Source organism: Flavobacterium caeni (genome assembly GCF_900101895.1).
In the GTDB taxonomy this organism is placed as follows: domain Bacteria; phylum Bacteroidota; class Bacteroidia; order Flavobacteriales; family Flavobacteriaceae; genus Flavobacterium; species Flavobacterium caeni.
This window is the reverse complement of sequence record NZ_FMVF01000004.1, coordinates 327,440-346,972: the sequence shown is the minus strand read 5'-3', so window position 1 is coordinate 346,972 and position 19,533 is coordinate 327,440. Positions and strand designations below refer to the sequence as shown.

5 protein-coding genes are annotated in these 19,533 nt (G+C 49.8%); 4 read left to right on the top strand and 1 reads right to left on the bottom strand.

The features are described 5' to 3' along the window. Positions 1-197: 197 nt before the first annotated feature. Positions 198-4,628, top strand: coding sequence for a choice-of-anchor D domain-containing protein (locus tag BLP55_RS05440; RefSeq protein ID WP_170826797.1), 4,431 nt, complete (start codon positions 198-200; stop codon positions 4,626-4,628). Between the two features lie 366 nt (positions 4,629-4,994). On the opposite strand, the gene BLP55_RS17150 is transcribed toward BLP55_RS05440, so the two are convergent. Next, positions 4,995-5,399: a hypothetical protein gene (locus BLP55_RS17150; RefSeq protein ID WP_211516810.1), complete on the bottom strand. Its 405-nt coding sequence runs from the start codon at positions 5,397-5,399 to the stop codon at positions 4,995-4,997. Between the two features lie 172 nt (positions 5,400-5,571). Between BLP55_RS17150 and BLP55_RS05435 the strand changes: the two genes are divergently transcribed. The 3 genes from BLP55_RS05435 to BLP55_RS05425 form a co-directional block, all read left to right on the top strand. Beyond that, positions 5,572-5,973: a hypothetical protein gene (locus tag BLP55_RS05435; RefSeq protein ID WP_170826796.1), complete on the top strand. Its 402-nt coding sequence runs from the start codon at positions 5,572-5,574 to the stop codon at positions 5,971-5,973. 528 nt (positions 5,974-6,501) lie between these two features. Further along, entirely contained in the window at positions 6,502-11,916 is a 5,415-nt protein-coding gene (locus BLP55_RS05430; RefSeq protein WP_170826795.1) for a GEVED domain-containing protein, read from the top strand. 188 nt (positions 11,917-12,104) lie between these two features. After that, positions 12,105-19,533, top strand: a 7,429-nt coding sequence (locus tag BLP55_RS05425) for a MopE-related protein (protein ID WP_262494176.1), incomplete at its 3' end; no start/stop codon positions are given.

Here is a 19,533-nt window from a genome sequence, read left to right as displayed (position 1 = left end):
ATTTTTACACTATGAAAAAATTTCTACGCTTAACGAGTGGATGTTTAGTTTTACTATTATCCTTAATCTCAACTAAGTCCAACGCGCAGTTGTTGTTTTACGATGGCTTAAACTACACAGCTGGTCAAAGCCTTGAAACCCAATCGGGTTGGGCGGCACTGACCGGGACCGCCGATTTGTTAATCAATAGCGGTAGCTTGTCGCACGGTACCATTAATTTGCCTGCATCTGTAGGCAACAAGGTCGCTTTTGATGGGGCAGGAATGGATGCTACGCGCTCCTTTACCCAGCAAACCTCAGGAACGGTTTACTTTTCATTTTTGTTGAATGTATCTGCCCTAGGGTCGTTAAATGCCACTGGTGGGTATTTTGCGGCTTTTGCAGAAGGAGCTGCGGGTAATACAACATATGGAGGTACGTTGTGGCTAAGGTCGGATGGTGCTGGTTACGATATTGGTTTAGAGAGAAGAACGGCAAATGCAAACGCGGTTTGGACATCTGGAACGACTGCAATAAACAATACTGTTTTTGTAGTTGTTTCGTATCAAATGGTCGCGGGTACTTTGAACGATGTGGTTAAATTATGGATCAACCCATCTGTTGGCGGTACAGAACCAGCGCAAACCTTGATTGTTACCGGAGGCGCTGCAAATAATGATTTGGCGAATGTCAATAGGCTTTTGATCAGACAAGATTCGGCTACATTGACCCCTTTCGTTCAAATGGATGAACTTCGTGTCGGAACAACATGGGCGTCGGTAACCCCATCAGGTGCAGCCCCAGAAATCAACCTCCAAGGCAACGCCGTCAGCATTGTGAGCGGCGATATTACGCCAGACGTAGCAGACCACACCGACTTTGGTGCAGTGGCGGCAACATCTGGAACTCTCACCAGAACTTTTACGATCGAAAATACAGGAACAGCCGATTTGACCGTGGGTACCATTTCGTTCTCAGGGACGGCCATGGCAGATTACTCGGTCACTACAGCACCTACATCGCCGGTGACGGCCTCGGGCAACACCACGTTTGTGGTGACATTCGACCCGAGTGCGGTGGGCGCACGCGACGCGACCCTCTCGATCGTCAACAACGATGGCAACGAAAACCCTTATACGTTTGCCATCACCGGAACAGGAACGGCCGACACGGCTACGCCGGATTGGGCCAACCTGCAATTCCCTGCCACGGCCTCTATAGACGAAGGCAACACCGTGACCGTTTATGCACAAGTGAACGAACCGGGCATTACCGACGCTGGGGGGCAAGGCGCCAACCTGCAAGGCTGGATCGGGTACAGCAGCGCCAACACCGACCCAAGTACGGGCGGTTGGACCTGGGTAGCCGCCAGCTATTTTGGCGACACGGGCAACAACGACGAATATTCGTTGGCTTTGGGTGCAGGCTTGACGCCGGGTACTTATTATTATGCTTCGCGTTTCCAAATCGGAACGGGCCCCTATGTGTATGGCGGAACAGGTGGTTTTTGGAACAACGACAGCGGCGTATTGACCGTGAACTCGAACCTGGTTGATTTTGCCAACATCCAATTCCCTGCGACGGCTACGATCACGCAAGGCGGATCGGAAACAATTTACGGACAGGTTTACGAACCGGGTGTCACCGAAGCGGGCGGACAAGGTGCAGGCATCACGGCCTGGATCGGGACGAGCGCCACGAACACCAACCCGAATACCGTCGACTGGACCTGGACACCTGCTACATTTAACACGCAGTCGGGCAACAACGACGAATACCAGGCGGCCATCGGATCGGCTTTGGCTCCGGGTACCTATTATTATGCGTCGCGTTTCCAAAAAACAGGCAGCACCGAATACCGTTACGGCGGTACGGCGGGCAACTGGAACAACGACAGCGGCGTATTGACGGTCAACGCGCCTCAGGAAATCAACGTGCAAGGCAACGCCGTGAGCATTGTGAGTGGCGATACCACGCCATCGGCTGCAGACCATACCGACTTTGGTGCGGTGGCGCTGGGCGGCAATATCGTGAGAACCTTTACGATCCAAAATACAGGAGGTGTGAACCTTGTGCTCGACAACCCTGCGGTGTTGCTCGACGAGACCGACAGCTTTACGATCACCCAACAGCCTACCTCACCGGTCGCGCCGGGCGGGTCTACTACATTCGAGGTGACATTTACCCCAACCGCTACGACTGCCGATACCAATACAGTGTTGATTGGCAGCAACGACAGCGATGAGGGTGTGTACAGCTTTGCCGTTACCGGTAGCGCCACCATCGACGCGCCGAATGCGACAGTAGCTACCTCGGTAGGCACCACTAATTTTATCGCCAATTGGGATGCGGTAGCAGGTGCTACAGGGTATCGTTTGGACGTGGCGACCGATCCGAGTTTTGAGACCATTGTCAATACAACCGATTTGATTATCTCGGAATATGTAGAAGGATCGAGTAGCAACAAGTATATTGAAGTTTTCAATGGTACAGGTGCTGCGGTGAATTTGGCAAATTACGAGTTAAGGCTTTATGCTAATGGGTCCGCAACACCAAGCAATACTAGTGCTTTGTCTGGATCGCTTGCAAATAACAGTACGATTGTTTATCGCAACAGTGCAGCTACGATTTATGGCGGCGCCGCAACCAACCTAAACGCTGTCGTGAACTATAATGGCGATGACGCAGTGGTTTTGTACAATACATTGACATCGTCATTCGCCGATATTTTCGGACGGACTGGAGAAGATCCTGGAACCAGTTGGACTGATGGCGGAAACACCACACTTGACAAAACTTTGGTGAGAAATGCCAATGTCACTGGTGGTATTACGACCAATCCAGCAGCTGGATTTCCGACTTTGTCGACCGAATGGACACAATCGAATATCGACGTGGTTTCCAATTTGGGTTCACATACCTATAATGGGGTGTCTTCGTTTTACGTAACCGGCTACAACAACCTAAACGTAGGCAACGTCACTTCCTACATCGTCAACACAAACCTGACCGCCAATACTACCTATTATTATCGTGTACGTGCGGTAAGCGGTGGCACCTCGGCCAACTCGAATGTGATTGCCGTGACCACCGACCCGACCTCGGTAACGTGGGACGGCGACGACTGGACCAACATCGACGGTCCTGACCAGGACATCGATGCGATCATCGAAGGCGTTTACAACTCCGACGTCGATGGCGAGTTTACCGCCAAGTCGCTTACCATCAATTCGGGCTCGTTCACCGTTTCTACGGGAACCAACGTGACCGTGGTAGGCGCGGTAAACAACACCTTGACCGCTGCCGCGCTCGTTATCGAGAACAACGCCAACCTGATCCAAACCGACAACGTAGACAACATCGGCCCGGCTACCGTACTACGCGACAGCAACCCGCTGATGCGTCTCGATTACACGCTGTGGTCTTCGCCGGTAAGCGGTCAGAACCTGCTCGCGTTTTCACCGGCTACCATCACGACGCGTTTTTACGTCTACAACCCGACCACCGATTTGTACAATGTGATCGCACCGGGAAGCAATGATTTTGCCGAAGGGACAGGTTATTTGATCCGTATGCCAGACAACCACCCGACCACACCAACGGTATGGAACGGCGATTTTACCGGTACGCCGCACAACGGCGATGTGAACCTTACGGTGGCCAACGGTACGTTCAATGCGGTGGGTAACCCTTATCCGTCTACGATCGATGCCGATGCATTCATCGACGCGAACAATTTGACCGATGCGTTGTATTTCTGGAGAAAAACCAATGCTGCGCCGACTACGGCTTATGCGACCTACACCTTGGCAGGTGGCGCGGGTACCGATCCGGGACCTGGTGATCCGCTTAGCTTGGTGCCGAATGGCGTGATCCAGGTAGGGCAGGGCTTTATCGCACGCGCGACTTCGACTACCATCGGATTCACCAACGCGATGCGTATCGGTGACAACCAAAACCAGTTCTTCCGTCAGAATATCGAACGCAACCGCATCTGGCTCAACCTGACCAATGCCGAAGGCGTATTCAGCCAAACGATGGTGGCCTACATGACAGGTGCAACCCAAGGCGTAGATGCCAAGATCGACGGTTTGTATTTTAACGACAGCCAGATTGCGTTGACTTCTATTGTAGAAGGAAACGAGTATGCGGTGCAAGGCCGTGCGTTGCCATTCGAAAACACCGATGTGGTGCCCCTCGGATTCAAGGCGGTTACGGCAGGTAACTATACGATTGGGCTCGACCACGTAGACGGTTTGTTTGCAGAGGGTCAGGAAATCTACCTCAAGGACAACAGCGACAACTCGACCCACGATTTGAACGAAGGAAGTTATACGTTTGCCACCGAGGCCGGCGTGTTCAACAACCGTTTCGAGATCGTGTACCAGACTACTTTGGGTACCGAAAACCCAACCGTCCAGGCCAACCAAATCGTGGCGTATAAGCAAGGACAGGACATTGTCATCAATTCGGGCAACCAAACCATGGCAGGTGTCAAGATCTATGATTTGCGCGGCAGGTTGTTGGTGGAGCAAAACCATGTGAACGCCAAAGAGGTGAAACTTTTTGCCGGAAGCGCTACGCAAATGCTCGTGGTGAAAGTAACCGCACAAGACGGTTCAGAGGTCACCAAGAAAGTAATGAACTAGACCCAATATTTTATATTGAGAAAGCCTCCCGTCATGGGGGGCTTTTTTATTTTTCCCTATGACGCATTGTCGTATTCGCGGCAAGCATTTGTCGTATGGAGCCGAAATGGTATTGGTTTGCACCGGCTTTGATCGTTTTATCACTAAGGGGACAAACGAACTTTGCGCTTGGGTAATTTGTAATCTGTTGTAAAATTTCTGTTGTGATTTTTTTACAACAGAAATTTCACAACAGAATTTGTGTTACATAATGACATTTTATGTGAAAATGTAACAGGTTTTAGTGTGACATAAAAATATTTTATGTAAAAATGTAACAAACACAGGGTGGAAAGAAAATTACAGGACTTGATCACAAAGTTGCGCTCAGATATTTTTAAGATCACGAGAGCGGCGGCGCTGTGGTTTGCGGGTAAGCGTCTGCTCGCGGATTATAGACAAGAAAAAATCCAATGAAGTGAGAACGCGCTGTTGATGTATTCTTAAAAAGAGAGAATAGATTGTATGGAATAGGAAAGAAGCGCGTGAAAAAGCGGGGAGCAATAATTCCGCACATAGTATTTCACACATTATTGCATTTGAGGAAAGCTTTTGAAGTAGACGGTCACGAAGTCGACAGCTATTTTTAACAGTGCGGTTGGATTTTGTGGTGTAGGCTTTTACGATACCTGTCCAGGCTGGTGTTGTTGTTTGTGAACCGAGGAGCTGTATTTTGAACTTTTTTTGCGTCGTTGTGGTGCATTGGCGGCCAAAGCGTACTTTTTTGTGCATTTTATCGATAACAAGCGTGCGGTTTATCGGGCATTATAGCGCGTAATGTCTTTAAACGACAAAAATTTTAGCCGAAATGCACGCGATTTCCATTTTTTTGCGGTTCAACGAGTTTTGGGTTACTTCACCGAAATTATTTCACGACGGCGTTTTTATGTTCTAGTTTTGACCTGTGTTTGAAAGCAAACCACCAGTAAAATCAAAACTTGAACGAGATATGAAAACAACGACTACAAAAAACCAAACTGCAAAAGTAACCATCCTGGTGTTGTTTGTGGCGTTGTTGTCGACGGTAAAGTCGTTCGGTCAAACTGTAACGTCTTCGGTTGTAGAAACTGAAGTTGAAATTGTAACAGTTTCGGGTCAAGAAATTGCTGGTGCCGAGTCTACTGCATCGACCCTGAACATCGTTTCTTGGTTCATGGGATCAAAACAAACACCGAAAGCCACCATTTCTAACGAAGGTCCGGTGAGCGCAAAAAAACAAATGATCAACGCTGGCATCGCGCCAAACCGTTTGTTGATCAAGTCGTTTGGCAAGAAAGCTGCCAACTACCAAAGCACGATAGCATAATTTTTTTTATTTTATATTAGTTAGATTAGGATGAAATTGCCTCTTGGATTGGTCCCCGGGAGGCATTTTTGTTTTTGGTCGTTTGCTTGATTTTTTCGCCGACGCCACACTTCGTATGTGACGCAATTTTTCTTTCCACTTTTTTGACGCTACTGTTAATAAAATTATTACCAATCGTTTTTCGATTTTTCTATTTTTGGTACCGATAACTTATTGATTTGGTATCAGAAATTTAATCGCTGGCATTTTTCAATTTATTTGTCGACACAAATGTTGCATTTCGTCGATTGTTTTATGCAGATAATCGATAAAAAAATTATTTGATTCGGAATCGCAACGAAGTAATAAGTTTTAATGTAAATTTATGCGCGTCATAATATTACCCCAATATTAAAAGCATGAAAATCAGTTGTTTCAGAACTGTTTTTTTATAAGAAAAATAATACCACCACACCAAAAAAAATGTTTATGAATTCAAAATTACTTACCACTTTTTGTTGCCTCGCAAAAAAAAGTAATCTTCGCTCTTTGTCGCTCAAAACCATGTTTGCGGCGTTGATGGGACTCGCGGCCTGGTCTGGTTTTGCTCAGGTGAGCAGTTATACCATTACAGGAACAGGCGTTGGACAAACCTTTACCGAAATCAACACTGGAGGCGGAGCAACCGGGGCTTTCGGGACTACCGCTAATGCCACGTTAGACAATGCTACGATTGGCGCCCGCCCTATTGGGTTTGATTTTAATTTTAACGGCAAGGTTTACACTACTTGTAATGTGTCTTTCAACGGCTTCATTACATTTGGCGCGATGACGCCCGCCCAACTCACCGCGATGGCGACCGATTTCACGCCAATATCTACGACAACGAGTTCGTATGAAGGTGTAATTGCTGCGTATGCGCGGGATTTAAAGGGCGCATTAACCGATGTTTTGTATCAAGTCCAGGGAACTCCGAATACCAGGACCTTTACGATACAGTGGATTGCGTACCGTAACACTCAATCCTCCGCAGCGATCAGAATGCAGATAATTTTGCACGAGTCGCATCCTTCTAATCCGAATTCGGGTTTGGTTGAAATCAAATACAATGCGAACACTGCTCAAACTCCTGCAATTGGACTAACCGGACAAATTGGCCTACGAGGGGAGAACACTACAGATTTTAACAACAAGTTTCGTTCGGCTACAGGAGCTTGGCCCGCAACTGCAGGGGGCGTATTGGCTCGGGGAACAGCGGCTAATAGTACTGTTATTACTACATTCAATGCCAACGGGTCGACCATTTCTGTGCCAACTTTGTTTACGTTTATACCGCCAACTTGCTTTGCGCCTAAAGCCGTTCGCGCTACTCCGGTTTCGATTTCAGACACAGGCGCCACGATCACCTGGACGGCGCCGCTGGTTGCACCGGCAAGTGGCTATGACTACTTGGTGAGTCCAACGGCACCAACTGCCATGAATTATGATACCTACGGGCCGGCTTATCCTAAAGATATTACACCTGCGACGGGATCGGTTGGTGCGGGTATTACCACGACCGCTGTAGGCAGCTTGATGCCAAGCACCTTATATTACATTTACGTCCGAAGCAATTGCGGTACGCCGGGTGGCTGGTCTGCGGCAGGGTCGTTCACAACCTTGTGCCCGCCAATTACGGTGTTGCCCCATACCGAGAATTTCAACTTGGCTACGGTGGGCTCGGTGCCACCATGTATGAAAAGGGAGTCTGGGGCGGGAAGCGCCGTCTGGGCAGTTACCAACCCCACCGTGCCTAGCTGGGGCTTTATGGACAGGCACATGCGCATCACCGTTTTGGGTGGTAACGATAACGATGCCACTTTTTTCACAGAAGGATATCAATTGACCGGAGGGACATCTTACCGTCTTTCCTATAAATATGGGGCATCGGCAGATTTTGTGACCACCGAGCAGAGTATGTCTATTTCTTATGGACTTGCGCCAGTGGCTGGGGCCATGACCAATCTGTTGGTCGATTATCCTTCGTTCAAAGCAGGTCCTTATACCAATGTCATCAACTTTACGCCGCCTGCGGACGGGGTCTATTTCATCGGGTTTTATGACTATACGGTAGCGGGCAATGCGGCCACACTCGTGGACGACATCGATTTGAGACCGTCTACGTGTTTTGCGCCGGTGCTTAATGCAGTCAGCGGCATTACTTCGGGCAGTGGATTTGTTTCTTGGACCGCTGCGGTACCCAACCCTGCAAGCGGATACGAATATTTCTACAGCACGACCAATACGCCGCCAACTTCGGCCAGTACGCCTATGGGGGGCACGGCCGCTGGTGTGACGAGTTTTACGTTGGGCGGGCTTTCTCCATCTACTACCTATTACGTATGGGTTCGTTCAAGCTGTGGCGGAGGTGACTACAGCAATTGGTCTTCGTTGGTTTCGTTTACGACAGATGTGGGCCCTGCGCCGCCAACGTGCGTGCCATCGGGTGCCGGGTATTTCCAAGATCCAAACGGGATTACGAACGTCACCTTTAGTAACGTCAATAACACTACGGGTATTGAGGTGAACAATTATGGGGACTATACCTATTTTACAGGTTATGGCGGACAAGGTACGACGATGCCGTTCTCGGTGACCTACAGGACGGGTTTCAGTTACGACACAAAAATTTGGATCGATTGGAACGATGATGGTGATTTTGACGATGTTGCGCCTTTCAACGAATTGGTTTATACGGGCAATTCCTCGGCATCGGTCCCAGCAGTATTGACCGGCACGTTTAATATTCCTAATTCAGCTACGTTGCTTGGTGCCCATCGCATGCGCATTGGCGGTATGGATTTTGGCCCTGCAGCGTTAACACCGTGTCGCAACGGTAGTTGGCAGGCCTATGAAGACTATACGTTGTATGTTACGTCGCCACCGCCGGCCATTAATTTGAATCCGTATACAGGCATCATTTGTCAGGGCGAAACGAGTTTGGTTACATTGGCGCCTAGTTCACCGGCAGCGAACTATACAAGCTATACCTGGACACCTTCCGCTGGTGTTACGGGGAATGCGGCTTCCGGATGGACGTTTAGCCCTACGGCAACAACCATCTATGAATTGGTTGGTTACAACGGCGCAACGTTTCACAGGGCTACTGCAACAGTTACGATTACGGTGAAAAATACGCCGTCGGCAGTGAGTATCACACCTTCGACATTGGCCGTGTGTCAAAATGCCACCACACTTTCGCCTTTGACCGTGTCAGGTGGTATTGTGAGTGGTGTAGCGATTTACTCCGAGAATTTCAATGCGCCGACAGCCGCCGGTTGGACCCAGCAAAACTTTACCACGGGTAGTACGAACATTCCTCCAACCAATGATTTGGCGGCTTGGGGGTTGTTTCCAGATGGGTACAATCCGTTTTTTGGTACGGTAATCCATAGTAACGACAATTCGCAGTTTGCCTTTACCGAAAGTGATGCGCCAGGCGGAGCCGCCGACGTACATACCGAGTTGCTTTCGCCGGCCATTAACTTGACCGGTTATACCACCGCCACGTTGAACTTCTACGAATTTTACATGGCGTTTCTTACCGATGTCAACGACGAGTTCCGTGCCGTGGATATCATGGCTGCCGACGGAACCACATTGCTGGCCACGCCGTTGCAAAACCCAGGTACTGCCAACATTGGCGCCGCGAATAATTTTGCGCTGGCAACTGTAGATCTAACGCCTTATGTAGGAACCACCATCCGGGTGCGTTTCAGGTATGAAGCCACTTATGATTGGGGTTATGCTATAGACAATTTTGTGGTTACCGGTAGTGGACCATCAAGCTATACTTGGTCGCCAATCACTGGTTTGTACAATGATGCGGCCGGAACAGTTGCCTATACGGGCGATGCAAGGGCGACAGTTTATCCTAGACCAACCGTAGACACAAACTACACCGTGACGGCCACCGCTTTTGGTTGTCCGGTTGTTTCGGCTCCGATGACCGTGACTGTTACGCCAATCAATGGTGGTGCAATGGTAGTCACCAGCCAAACCGTTTGTGGTGGATCGGCAGCATCCGACATCGTCTTGACTACGGGAAGTGTTCAAGGTACCATTCTGTACTGGCAGTATGCAGACGATGCCTTATTTACAGTAAACCTTACCAATATCCCTGGTTCGGGCGGTTTGATGACCTTGCCGTCTGCGATGATTGGGACCATTACAGGGCCGCGTTATTTTAGAGCCGTGGTCAATGTAGCCGGTTGCGCGAATGCGTTTTCACCGACACACGCCATTACGATTCCAACGACCACTTGGACGGTCGGTCCGGGCTGGAGCGCAGGGCCTCCTACAGCGTCGGTTCAAGCGGTTTTCAATGGTAACTATACCAGTACTGGTAACTTGACAGCTTGTTCCGTGCAAGTAATCGGAGGCATTGTGACCATTAATTCCGGACATACCTTGACGGTTCAAAACGAGGTCAATGTGTCGAATACTGCCCGTCTGATATTTGAAGACGATGCGAGTTTGGTGCAAGTCACCAATGCGGCCAACATAGGGGATATCACTTACAAGCGCAACACAACACCGATGCGCATGTGGGATTATACCTATTGGTCTTCGCCGGTAGATGGCCAAATTTTGGCGAGCTTTTCTCCGTTGACCATGGCAGACAAGTACTTTTGGTTCAACACCACAACCTACCAATGGACGGCGGTTTCAGCGCCTGGGATTACGCCGATGACACCTGGTAGGGGATACATCATCAGGGCGCCGCAAGGTTTCAACTCTGTGCCACAGGTTTGGCCTGGAAGTTTTGGTTACGATGGTGTGACACATGGCGGCGGCGTGCCGAACAACGGTACAATTCCGGTAACAGTAGGGCACAACAGTTCGACCAATAATTTAGATTGTATAGGCAACCCTTATCCGAGCGCCATCAGTGCCAATTTATTCATGACCGATTCGCAAAATGCGGCGGCTTTGGGTGCAGGAGGGACAACGTTGTACTTTTGGACGCACAATACTCCTGTAACGGCGTCGCAGTATAACTACAACAATGCTGACTATGCAAGCTACAATTATACAGGCGGTGTTGGTACTGGTGCTGCGGCAACCAGTCCGCTGCCGTGTGTTGGCTGTAATTTCAACGTGCCTAACGGAAATATCGCCGCTGGTCAGGCGTTCATGGTCAAGACGGTGGCGTCGGGTACCATATACTTCAAGAACACCATGCGTCTTACTGGCCTGAATACGCAGTTTTTCAGAATGGACGATCAAGAGGATCCAGTCGAATTGTTGCAACGCAGCCGTCTTTGGTTGGAATTCACGAACAACGACGGAGCCTACAAACAAACACTCGTTGGCTACATCGAGAACGCTACCAACGGTATCGACGAAGGTTTCGATGGGCCTTTGGTAGAGGTGGGTAATCCGGTGAGTATTTATACGATGGTCGACGGCCAAAAATTGTCGATCCAAGGGCGTGCCATCACGTTCTCTGAAGACGACGTGATTCCGGTAGGCTACCGCAGCAACATCGCTGGTAGTTTCCAAATCAACATGCCGATGATCGACGGTTTGTTCGCCGATCAGGATGTGTATCTCGAAGATATGATGTTGGGTATTACACACGACCTCAAACAAGGTCCTTATCCGTTCACGACCGAGGCGGGCACGTTCGATAACCGTTTCGTGATCAAGTTTGTCAATAATTTGTTGGCTGTTGAAAGACCGACGCTTAACGGAAACAACGTGGTCGTTTACCAAAACGACCAAACGATATTCATCGAGACGTCGCAAGTCAAAATGAAGTCGGTCAAGATTTTCGATTTGCGCGGGCGATTGATTGCAGAAAAAGATGCGGTGAACGAGCACAAGGTGGCGTTCAACAACCTGCTCGCGGCGCAAGAAGTTTTGTTGGTTCAAATCACATCTGAAGATGGTGCCGTAGTGACCAAGAAAATAGTGTACTAAATAGTATTTGCGAATATTTACAAAGCCCCCAATTTGGGGGCTTTTTGTTTGTATTAACTTTTTTTGATTTTGACCCAAGTGCATTTTGTCGATTTTATATGTATTTAATCGGATTGTCAAAAATTCGTTTAACGATTCGTTAACTTTTTTTTACCTTAACCTATTATTTAACCCAATTTTTATAAATTATGATTACAAACTACAACAACGTGGGTTGCGACGACGTGTCGTGGCTCCAGAATGATGTTGGGGATTGGAATGGTTCTCCGCCTACAATTCCCAAGTCGAAGTTTAAATCGTGGCTTGTCAATGTCGTTATGCTTTTTGCGCTTTTAAGCGCGATAGGGCTTAATGCGCAAGTAACTATCCCGGCGGGCAATACCAACACTGCAGGTGCTCGACAGCCTTTAGGGTCTTGGTTTGGTTACGAGCGATCTTCTATGATTTACACGCCTGCCGAGATTGGGCAGTCGGGTAATATCACAGCCGTTGGTTTTTATGTCAATTCGGTCACTACGCCTGGAAATGCGGTCAATGTCCGAATTTACATGAAACACAAAGCGACAGCGACCAATACGGCGGCTACGTACAATAACGAAATTTCCGGTGCCACATTGGTTTACGGTCCGGTAACGATTCCTGCGGCTAGTTTTGTGGCGAACCAATGGATTACGATTAACTTGAGTACGCCGTTTGCATACAACGGAACGAGCAACTTGCAGATTCTTACCGAGACAAACGCTACAGGCGGTGGTAATGAAGGGTCCGCAGGAAAGGTGTTCCGAAGCGGGCCAACGGTGACCAATGCCATGATGACTTGGTCACAAGACACCACCGACCCAAGTGCTTCTCTAAATGGTACGGTCACAAGCAATAGACCCAATATTCAGCTAACCATTGCCTCATCTACTCCGTGTAGTGGAACGCCTGTCGCGGGTACTACAACCCCGGCTGCGGTCAACGTATGCCCTGGAGCAACGCCAGGTGTGTTTTCGGTCACAGGGGCTACTCATGATGCCAACATTGTGTATCAGTGGGAGGAGTCTGATGACAATGGGGTAGGAGATGCGTGGACCAACGCGGTAGGCGGCACTGGGGCCGCAACCAGTAATTATACGCCGCCTGCTCTTATAGGAACAATCATTTATTATAGGTTAAGGATGACTTGTCCGGCGTCGTCGTTGTCATCGACGTCTGTACCGGCTGTCGTCAATGCAACGCCGACGACACAGGCTTCAGCGGCGACTACATCGGCTGCGTCCAATTTTGGAATGACTGCTTCGTGGACCAACGGAAACGGCGCCAGAAGGGTCGTTTACTTGAGCGACAGCCCAACTTTTACCGATCCGGTTAACGGTTCGGGGCCGGCTTTAACTGCCAATACCGTTTATTCGGGTTCAGGCCAACAAATTGTCTATGACGGGACCGGCACTTCGGTTGCGGTGACAGGTTTGGCTATCGGAACGACTTATTATTTTAAGGTGTATGAGTATTTGCGATGCAATGCCGCCGCGCCTTTTAACTACTACTACAATGTCACTACGGGAACCAACGTGGTAAGCGCGGCAACTTGTGGCGCTTCGACGATTCCGTACAACGAAAGTTTTGAAACAGCAGTAGTACCAGGTTTTGCGTCTTGTACCGCAACCAGCTCGCATCCGTTGACCAGGTCGACTACCACAACAGGGGCAGCGCCAAGAACGGGAACCAAATACCAGAACATCAGATGGACACCTACCGTTGCCAAGTATTTGTACTCAAATGCAGTTGCTTTGACTTCGGGTACTTCGTATGATTTTGGTGCGTGGTACCTGACCGATGGTCTTGGTGGCTGGACGTCGATCAAAGTGATGGTCAATACCACGCCGTCGGCTACTGGGGCTACGACACTCACCACGGTGAACAGTGCTACCAACACGACGTATGCCAAAATCCAAGGGACTTATGTGCCGTCGGCCTCCGGAAATTATTTCATGGTTATCGAAGTAATTCACACCAGCGGGCCAAACGACATGTCTATCGATGATTTGTTTGTGATCCCAACGCCAACGTGTTTTGAACCTACAGCGTTGACGATTTCAAACCTGACCGCCGCTACCGCCGATTTGAGCTGGACGGCGCCGGCATCGCCGAATATCGGCTACGAGTGGGCCGTAACTACTTCTGCTACGCCACCTGCTTCGGGTACATTTGAGGCAGGAACCAGTGCTTCGGTATCGGGATTGACGGGTAACACCACTTATTATCTGCATGTCAGGACCGAGTGTATCGACGACACAAGTTTCAGTATCTGGAACAGCAAGTCGTTCAAGTTTATTTTGGGAGATGTTTGTGCGTCGGCTATCGATCTGGCTACACTGACCAGCCCTTATAATGGCGATACCACGGGTGCCGCAGATAATTTTACCAATACATGTGCGGGAGGTAACACGTCTCCGGATTTGGTTTACTATATCGATGTGCCGAACGGCGGTTCCTTGCAAATAGGGCAAACGACCAACAACTACGATTCCGAGAACACCATGTTCTACGGCGGAGCTTGTCCGGGTCAGACCCAGATCGCTTGTTATGACGATCCTGATGATACGACCAATAACTGGACAAACACCACAGGATCTACCCAACGTGTTTATTGGGTGCAGGATGGTTTCTCCGGTGCCACCAACTTTGGGACATTTACGTTGGCTTGGACCTTGACCCCGCCTCCGTCATGTATTCCACCAGTTGCATTAACCATTTCGAACCTGACTGCTGCGACTGCCGATTTGAGCTGGGGCGCATCTACCACGCCAAATATTGGTTATGAGTGGGCGGTTACAACATCTGCAACGCCACCTGCATCAGGTGCGTTTATCGCGGGAACAAGTACTTCGGTTTCTGGCTTGACAGGCGGGACCACTTATTACCTGCACGTCCGCACCGAGTGTATCGACGATACTGATTTCAGTACTTGGGCAACCCAGTCATTTAGATATCTTGTGGGCGACACCTGTGCGTTGGCCATAGACTTGGCTACACAAACCAGTCCAATTAATGGCACTACAGTAGGAAGCGCAGACAACTACGATCCTAGCTGTAATACTTCAATCGCGACTGTAGGGCCAGATATGTTCTATAAGGTCGATGTGCCCGTAGGATTTACTTTGGTTATAGGATTGACTGCTTCTAGCTACGATTCGGTACACAGCGTTCATTATGGAACCTGTGCGACCAATACCAGCATCGTCTGTACCGATACAGAAATCGTCAACCATACATGGGTAAATGATACTGGTTCTACGCAAACAGTATATTGGGTGCAGGATGCTTGGTCAAGCGGCACAGGTACTTATACCTTGGCCTGGACCTTGACTGCGCCGCCAATCACGATTACCGATTTCACGCCAACCGAATCTTGTTCGGCCGATCTCGAAAACGTAGATGTGGTCATCACCGGTAGTAACTTTACCGATGCGACCGATGTTCAACTCAACGGTGTTTCCATGCCGTTCGACGTCGACAGTGATACGCAAATCACAGTTCACTTGACTGCTTCGGCTACAAGTGGCACTTTCGAAGTAATCAATGCTGTCACTTCTGAGGTCAGCGACGATTCGTTTACCGTTAACGCCAACCCTCCAATCGCGCCAATCACGGCGCCAGGTGGTGCAACCAACATTTGTTTGCCGAACACCTTGGATTTGGACGACGCAGTTCCAACCGGAACTTGGAGTTCATCTAACGTGGATGTCGCAACGGTCGATGCCAACGGACTTGTTAGTTCAATGGGCGTGGGAAGCGTGGTTATTTCTTATACCATCACCAATGAAGCTTCAGGATGTTCTAGCGTAGAGACTTATGCGTTGACCATCAGCGAGGAAGTAGTCATCACATCGAGCACACCTACCCAATCGGTGGTTACGGGCGGCGATACGTCGTTCAGTGTTACCGCAACGGGAACAGGCAACCCAGCGTTGACCTATTTCTGGGAGGTTTGTACCGATGGTTCGGGCGTCAATTTTGAGCCGGTTGTCAACGGCACAAACTATGCAGGTGCCGATACGGCAACGTTGCAAATCATCGATGCTCCTATCGAGTTTAATTTCTTCTTCTACCAATGTACAGTCACTGGCGTATGTAATGCTGCGATTTCTGACTTGGCTGTATTGCTCGTTGGAGAGACGGGCATCGACGATCAACCGGATAATGTCACGATTTGTGATGCCGGTGCCGGTGCAGCACAATTCAGCATCACTGCTTCGCCAGACGTTACCGACTACCTTTGGTATGAAGACCAAGGCGGCGACAACTGGTTGCCGTTGTCAGATGTTGGAATGTACAGCGGAACGACTACCGCTACATTGAGCTTGTCAGGCGTAACCTTGGCCAATACCGGCTGGAGGTATAAAGTACAGGTGACAGGCATCGGTTTCGCCGAGTCCAACCCTGCTACTTTGACCGTGGTCGAATCAGCTTCGATCGTAACGCCACCAAGCGCACAGTCTGTTTGCTACACTGGCGGGTCTGCCGTATTTAGTGTAGTTACTGGCGGAGGGGTTGCTTCGCATACTTGGGAGTATTCTTCTAATGGCGGTTCAAGCTGGGCTCCTGTAGCTGCTGGAACGCCAACAGGTGCTACTTATTCGGGTGCATCAACACCTAATTTGACTGTCAACACAACTGCTGCAACACCGGCAGGAAACCACCAGTACCGTGTAATTGCCAACGCAACTGCGCCTTGCGCAAACGCAGAATCGGCAGGAGCCGCTTTGACGATCACCACACCGGTGGTTTCGGTAACGCCACCAGCGGCATCTTACTGTACGCCAGGCTCGCCAGTTTCTTTGACAGCAAGCGGCGCTGATACGTATACTTGGTCGCCTTCAACAGGTTTGTCGGCAACAACAGGTGCGTCGGTAACGGCCAACCCGAGTACGACCACAACCTATACGGTGGTCGGTTCGACATCTTCGGGATGTTCGTCTCAAACTACGGTAACCGTAACGGTGGCGCCAATCCCTGACGCCAGTGCAACCGCCACTCCAGCGACTGTTTGTCCTGGGGCGAACTCGCAATTGCAGGCCGTTACGCCAATCGTCGATACAAGCGCTGCTGGCTATTTGTTCTCGGCATCGTCAGGTGCCTATGTCCCGCTTGTTGGCGGTACCAATAGTACTGCAACAGGAGACGACGGTACGCAGTTGAACATTCCAATCGGATTTACCTTCAATTATGCTGGAACTGCACACAATAACTTTAGTGTTTCTACCAATGGAAATATTAGGTTGTTGGCTACCTATTTGACGAACCACTGGACAAATACGTTGGCTACCTATACCAATATTATTGCACCTTTGTGGGACGACAATAACAGAAGTGCAGGTGCCATTTCATACGCTACAACAGGTAGCGTAGGCAGCAGAGTGTTGACGGTACAATGGTCTAACGTGTCGATTGGCGGTACTGGATCTTCATCAAATTCAACAAGCAACTTCCAAGTGCAATTGTTTGAGGGTACCAACCAGATCAAATTTAATTATGGCGCGCTCAATACAGCCAACGGTGTAACTGCTTCTATCGGAATCAGTAGTGCCACTGGCAAGTACTTGAGTGTAACACCAGGGTCGCCTGCTTCGGCCTCGACAGTTAGTGCAACTACGGAAAACACTGGTATTAGTTCGGCTACGAACTTGCCTTCGGGGACAAGTTATACCTTTACTCCGCCAACGGTTTACACTTATACTTATCAGTGGACGCCTTCGGACTTTATTGCCGGTCAGGAAACCTTGGCCAATCCTGTAGCTACGGGCGTGACAGCAGCCACTACTTATCAAGTGGTCATCACAAACAACGCTGGTTGTAGCACCACCGAAACCGTTACGGTAAATGTGGAATCTGGCGCATCAATTACGACGCCACCTGCTCCTCAAACCGTTTGTCAAGGTCAGCCTGCTTCGTTCACCGTTGCAGCTACTGGAGCCGGTATTACTTATCAATGGAGAAGAAACGGTGTGAATTTGACCAACGTAGCGCCATTCAGCGGTGTTACTACACCTACCTTGTCAATCAGCGCGGCGGCTGTGGCCAATGCCGGCGATTACGATGTGGTGGTAACGCCTATATGTGGCGCTGCGGTAACATCAACTCCTGTTGCGTTAGTAGTTAATGCACTTCCGGTAATCACGACGCAGCCAGCGGCGCCTGCCGCCATTTGTGCAACAGCAGGCACGGCTGCAGTCAGCGTGGTTGCAACGGGTGTCGCTACCTATCAGTGGAGAAGGAATGGCGTTAATTTGAGCAACTCGGCACCATACAGTGGGGTCGATACTGCTACACTTACATTGACCAATCCTGCTCAAGCCGACGGCGGTTCATTTGACGTCATTTTGACCAGCAGTGCAGGTTGCCCAATCACTTCTTCTGCTGCGGCAGTAACGGTAAATCCTGCCCCTGCAACGGGTACAGGTGTTGCAATTTGCCAAGGCGGATCAGGAAGTTTGACCAGCATTACAGATTGCAGCAACACCACCACTACTAACGTGTTGACATTCCCGGACATTCCAGCTACAGGGGCACCAACGTATATGCGTTCGTCAGGAGGTACGACTTATTCTGCAAGTAGTACGGTATCCTACACTACAATGACGTTCCAGGTTACGCAAACCGGCAGCTATACGTTGGATGGTTGTGCGCCTAATGATTCCCACATGCAGTTGTATTCGGGAACATTTAATCCAGCTTCACCAGCGACGAACTTTATTGAGGCCAACGACGACAGTAATCCTAACTCGGGAACCTGCGGAGCCGACCCTCGTATTGTAAGAACATTGACAGCGGGCGTTACCTACATCATGGTATATACCCCGTTCAGCGGAACAGCGGGATTGACTGGAATTACCGTTACCGCGACGCCTCCTGCAGGTGGTAGTCTGCAAACCGGAACTACAGGAACCATTCAATGGTATACGGCTTCATCTGGCGGCACTGCCATCGGAACAGGAAGTCCATTCAACCCAGTAGGCGTTGCTAATTCAGGTTTGACAGACACCAATACACCTGGTGTTACAACATTCTATGTTGCCTGTTCAAATAATCCGACTTGTCGTTCGGCTGTTACCTTCACGATCAACGAAAACGTGACCTATTATGCCGACAATGACGGTGATGGATACGGAAATACTGCAGTTACTGTTGTAAGTTGTGCAGGTGAAGCGCCTGCTGGCTACGCTGCCCTTTCGGGAGATTGTAACGACGAAGTCGCTGCGATCAACCCTGGTGCGGCCGAGGTTCCGTTCAACGGTGTCGACGACGATTGCGACGGCGATATCGACGAGACCGGTACGGTGACGACTACTTTGCTGGGCAGCTCATGCGGTGTTACGCTTGCGTCGATCAACTCTTTGGTTGGTATCCAGACCGTGGGCGGTCACCCGATCACGGGCTACCGCATCCGTATGACCAACGGCAGCGAGGTGCAGGTGATCGAACGCGACGTTCCTCACTTCATCATCCCTCAATTCCCGTCGCATGCTTACGCGACGACGTATTCGATCGACATCCAGTTGCAGCGTGCCGGAATCTGGCAGGCGAGCTGGGGCACGCCATGCTTGGTGTCGACCCCTGCGATCCTTGCCGACG

What these genes read in the sequence shown, in the direction of transcription:
- BLP55_RS17150 (WP_211516810.1), bottom strand. Translation starts at nt 5,399, where the DNA reads ATGCACAAAAAAGTACGCTTTGGCCGCCAATGCACCACAACGACGCAA.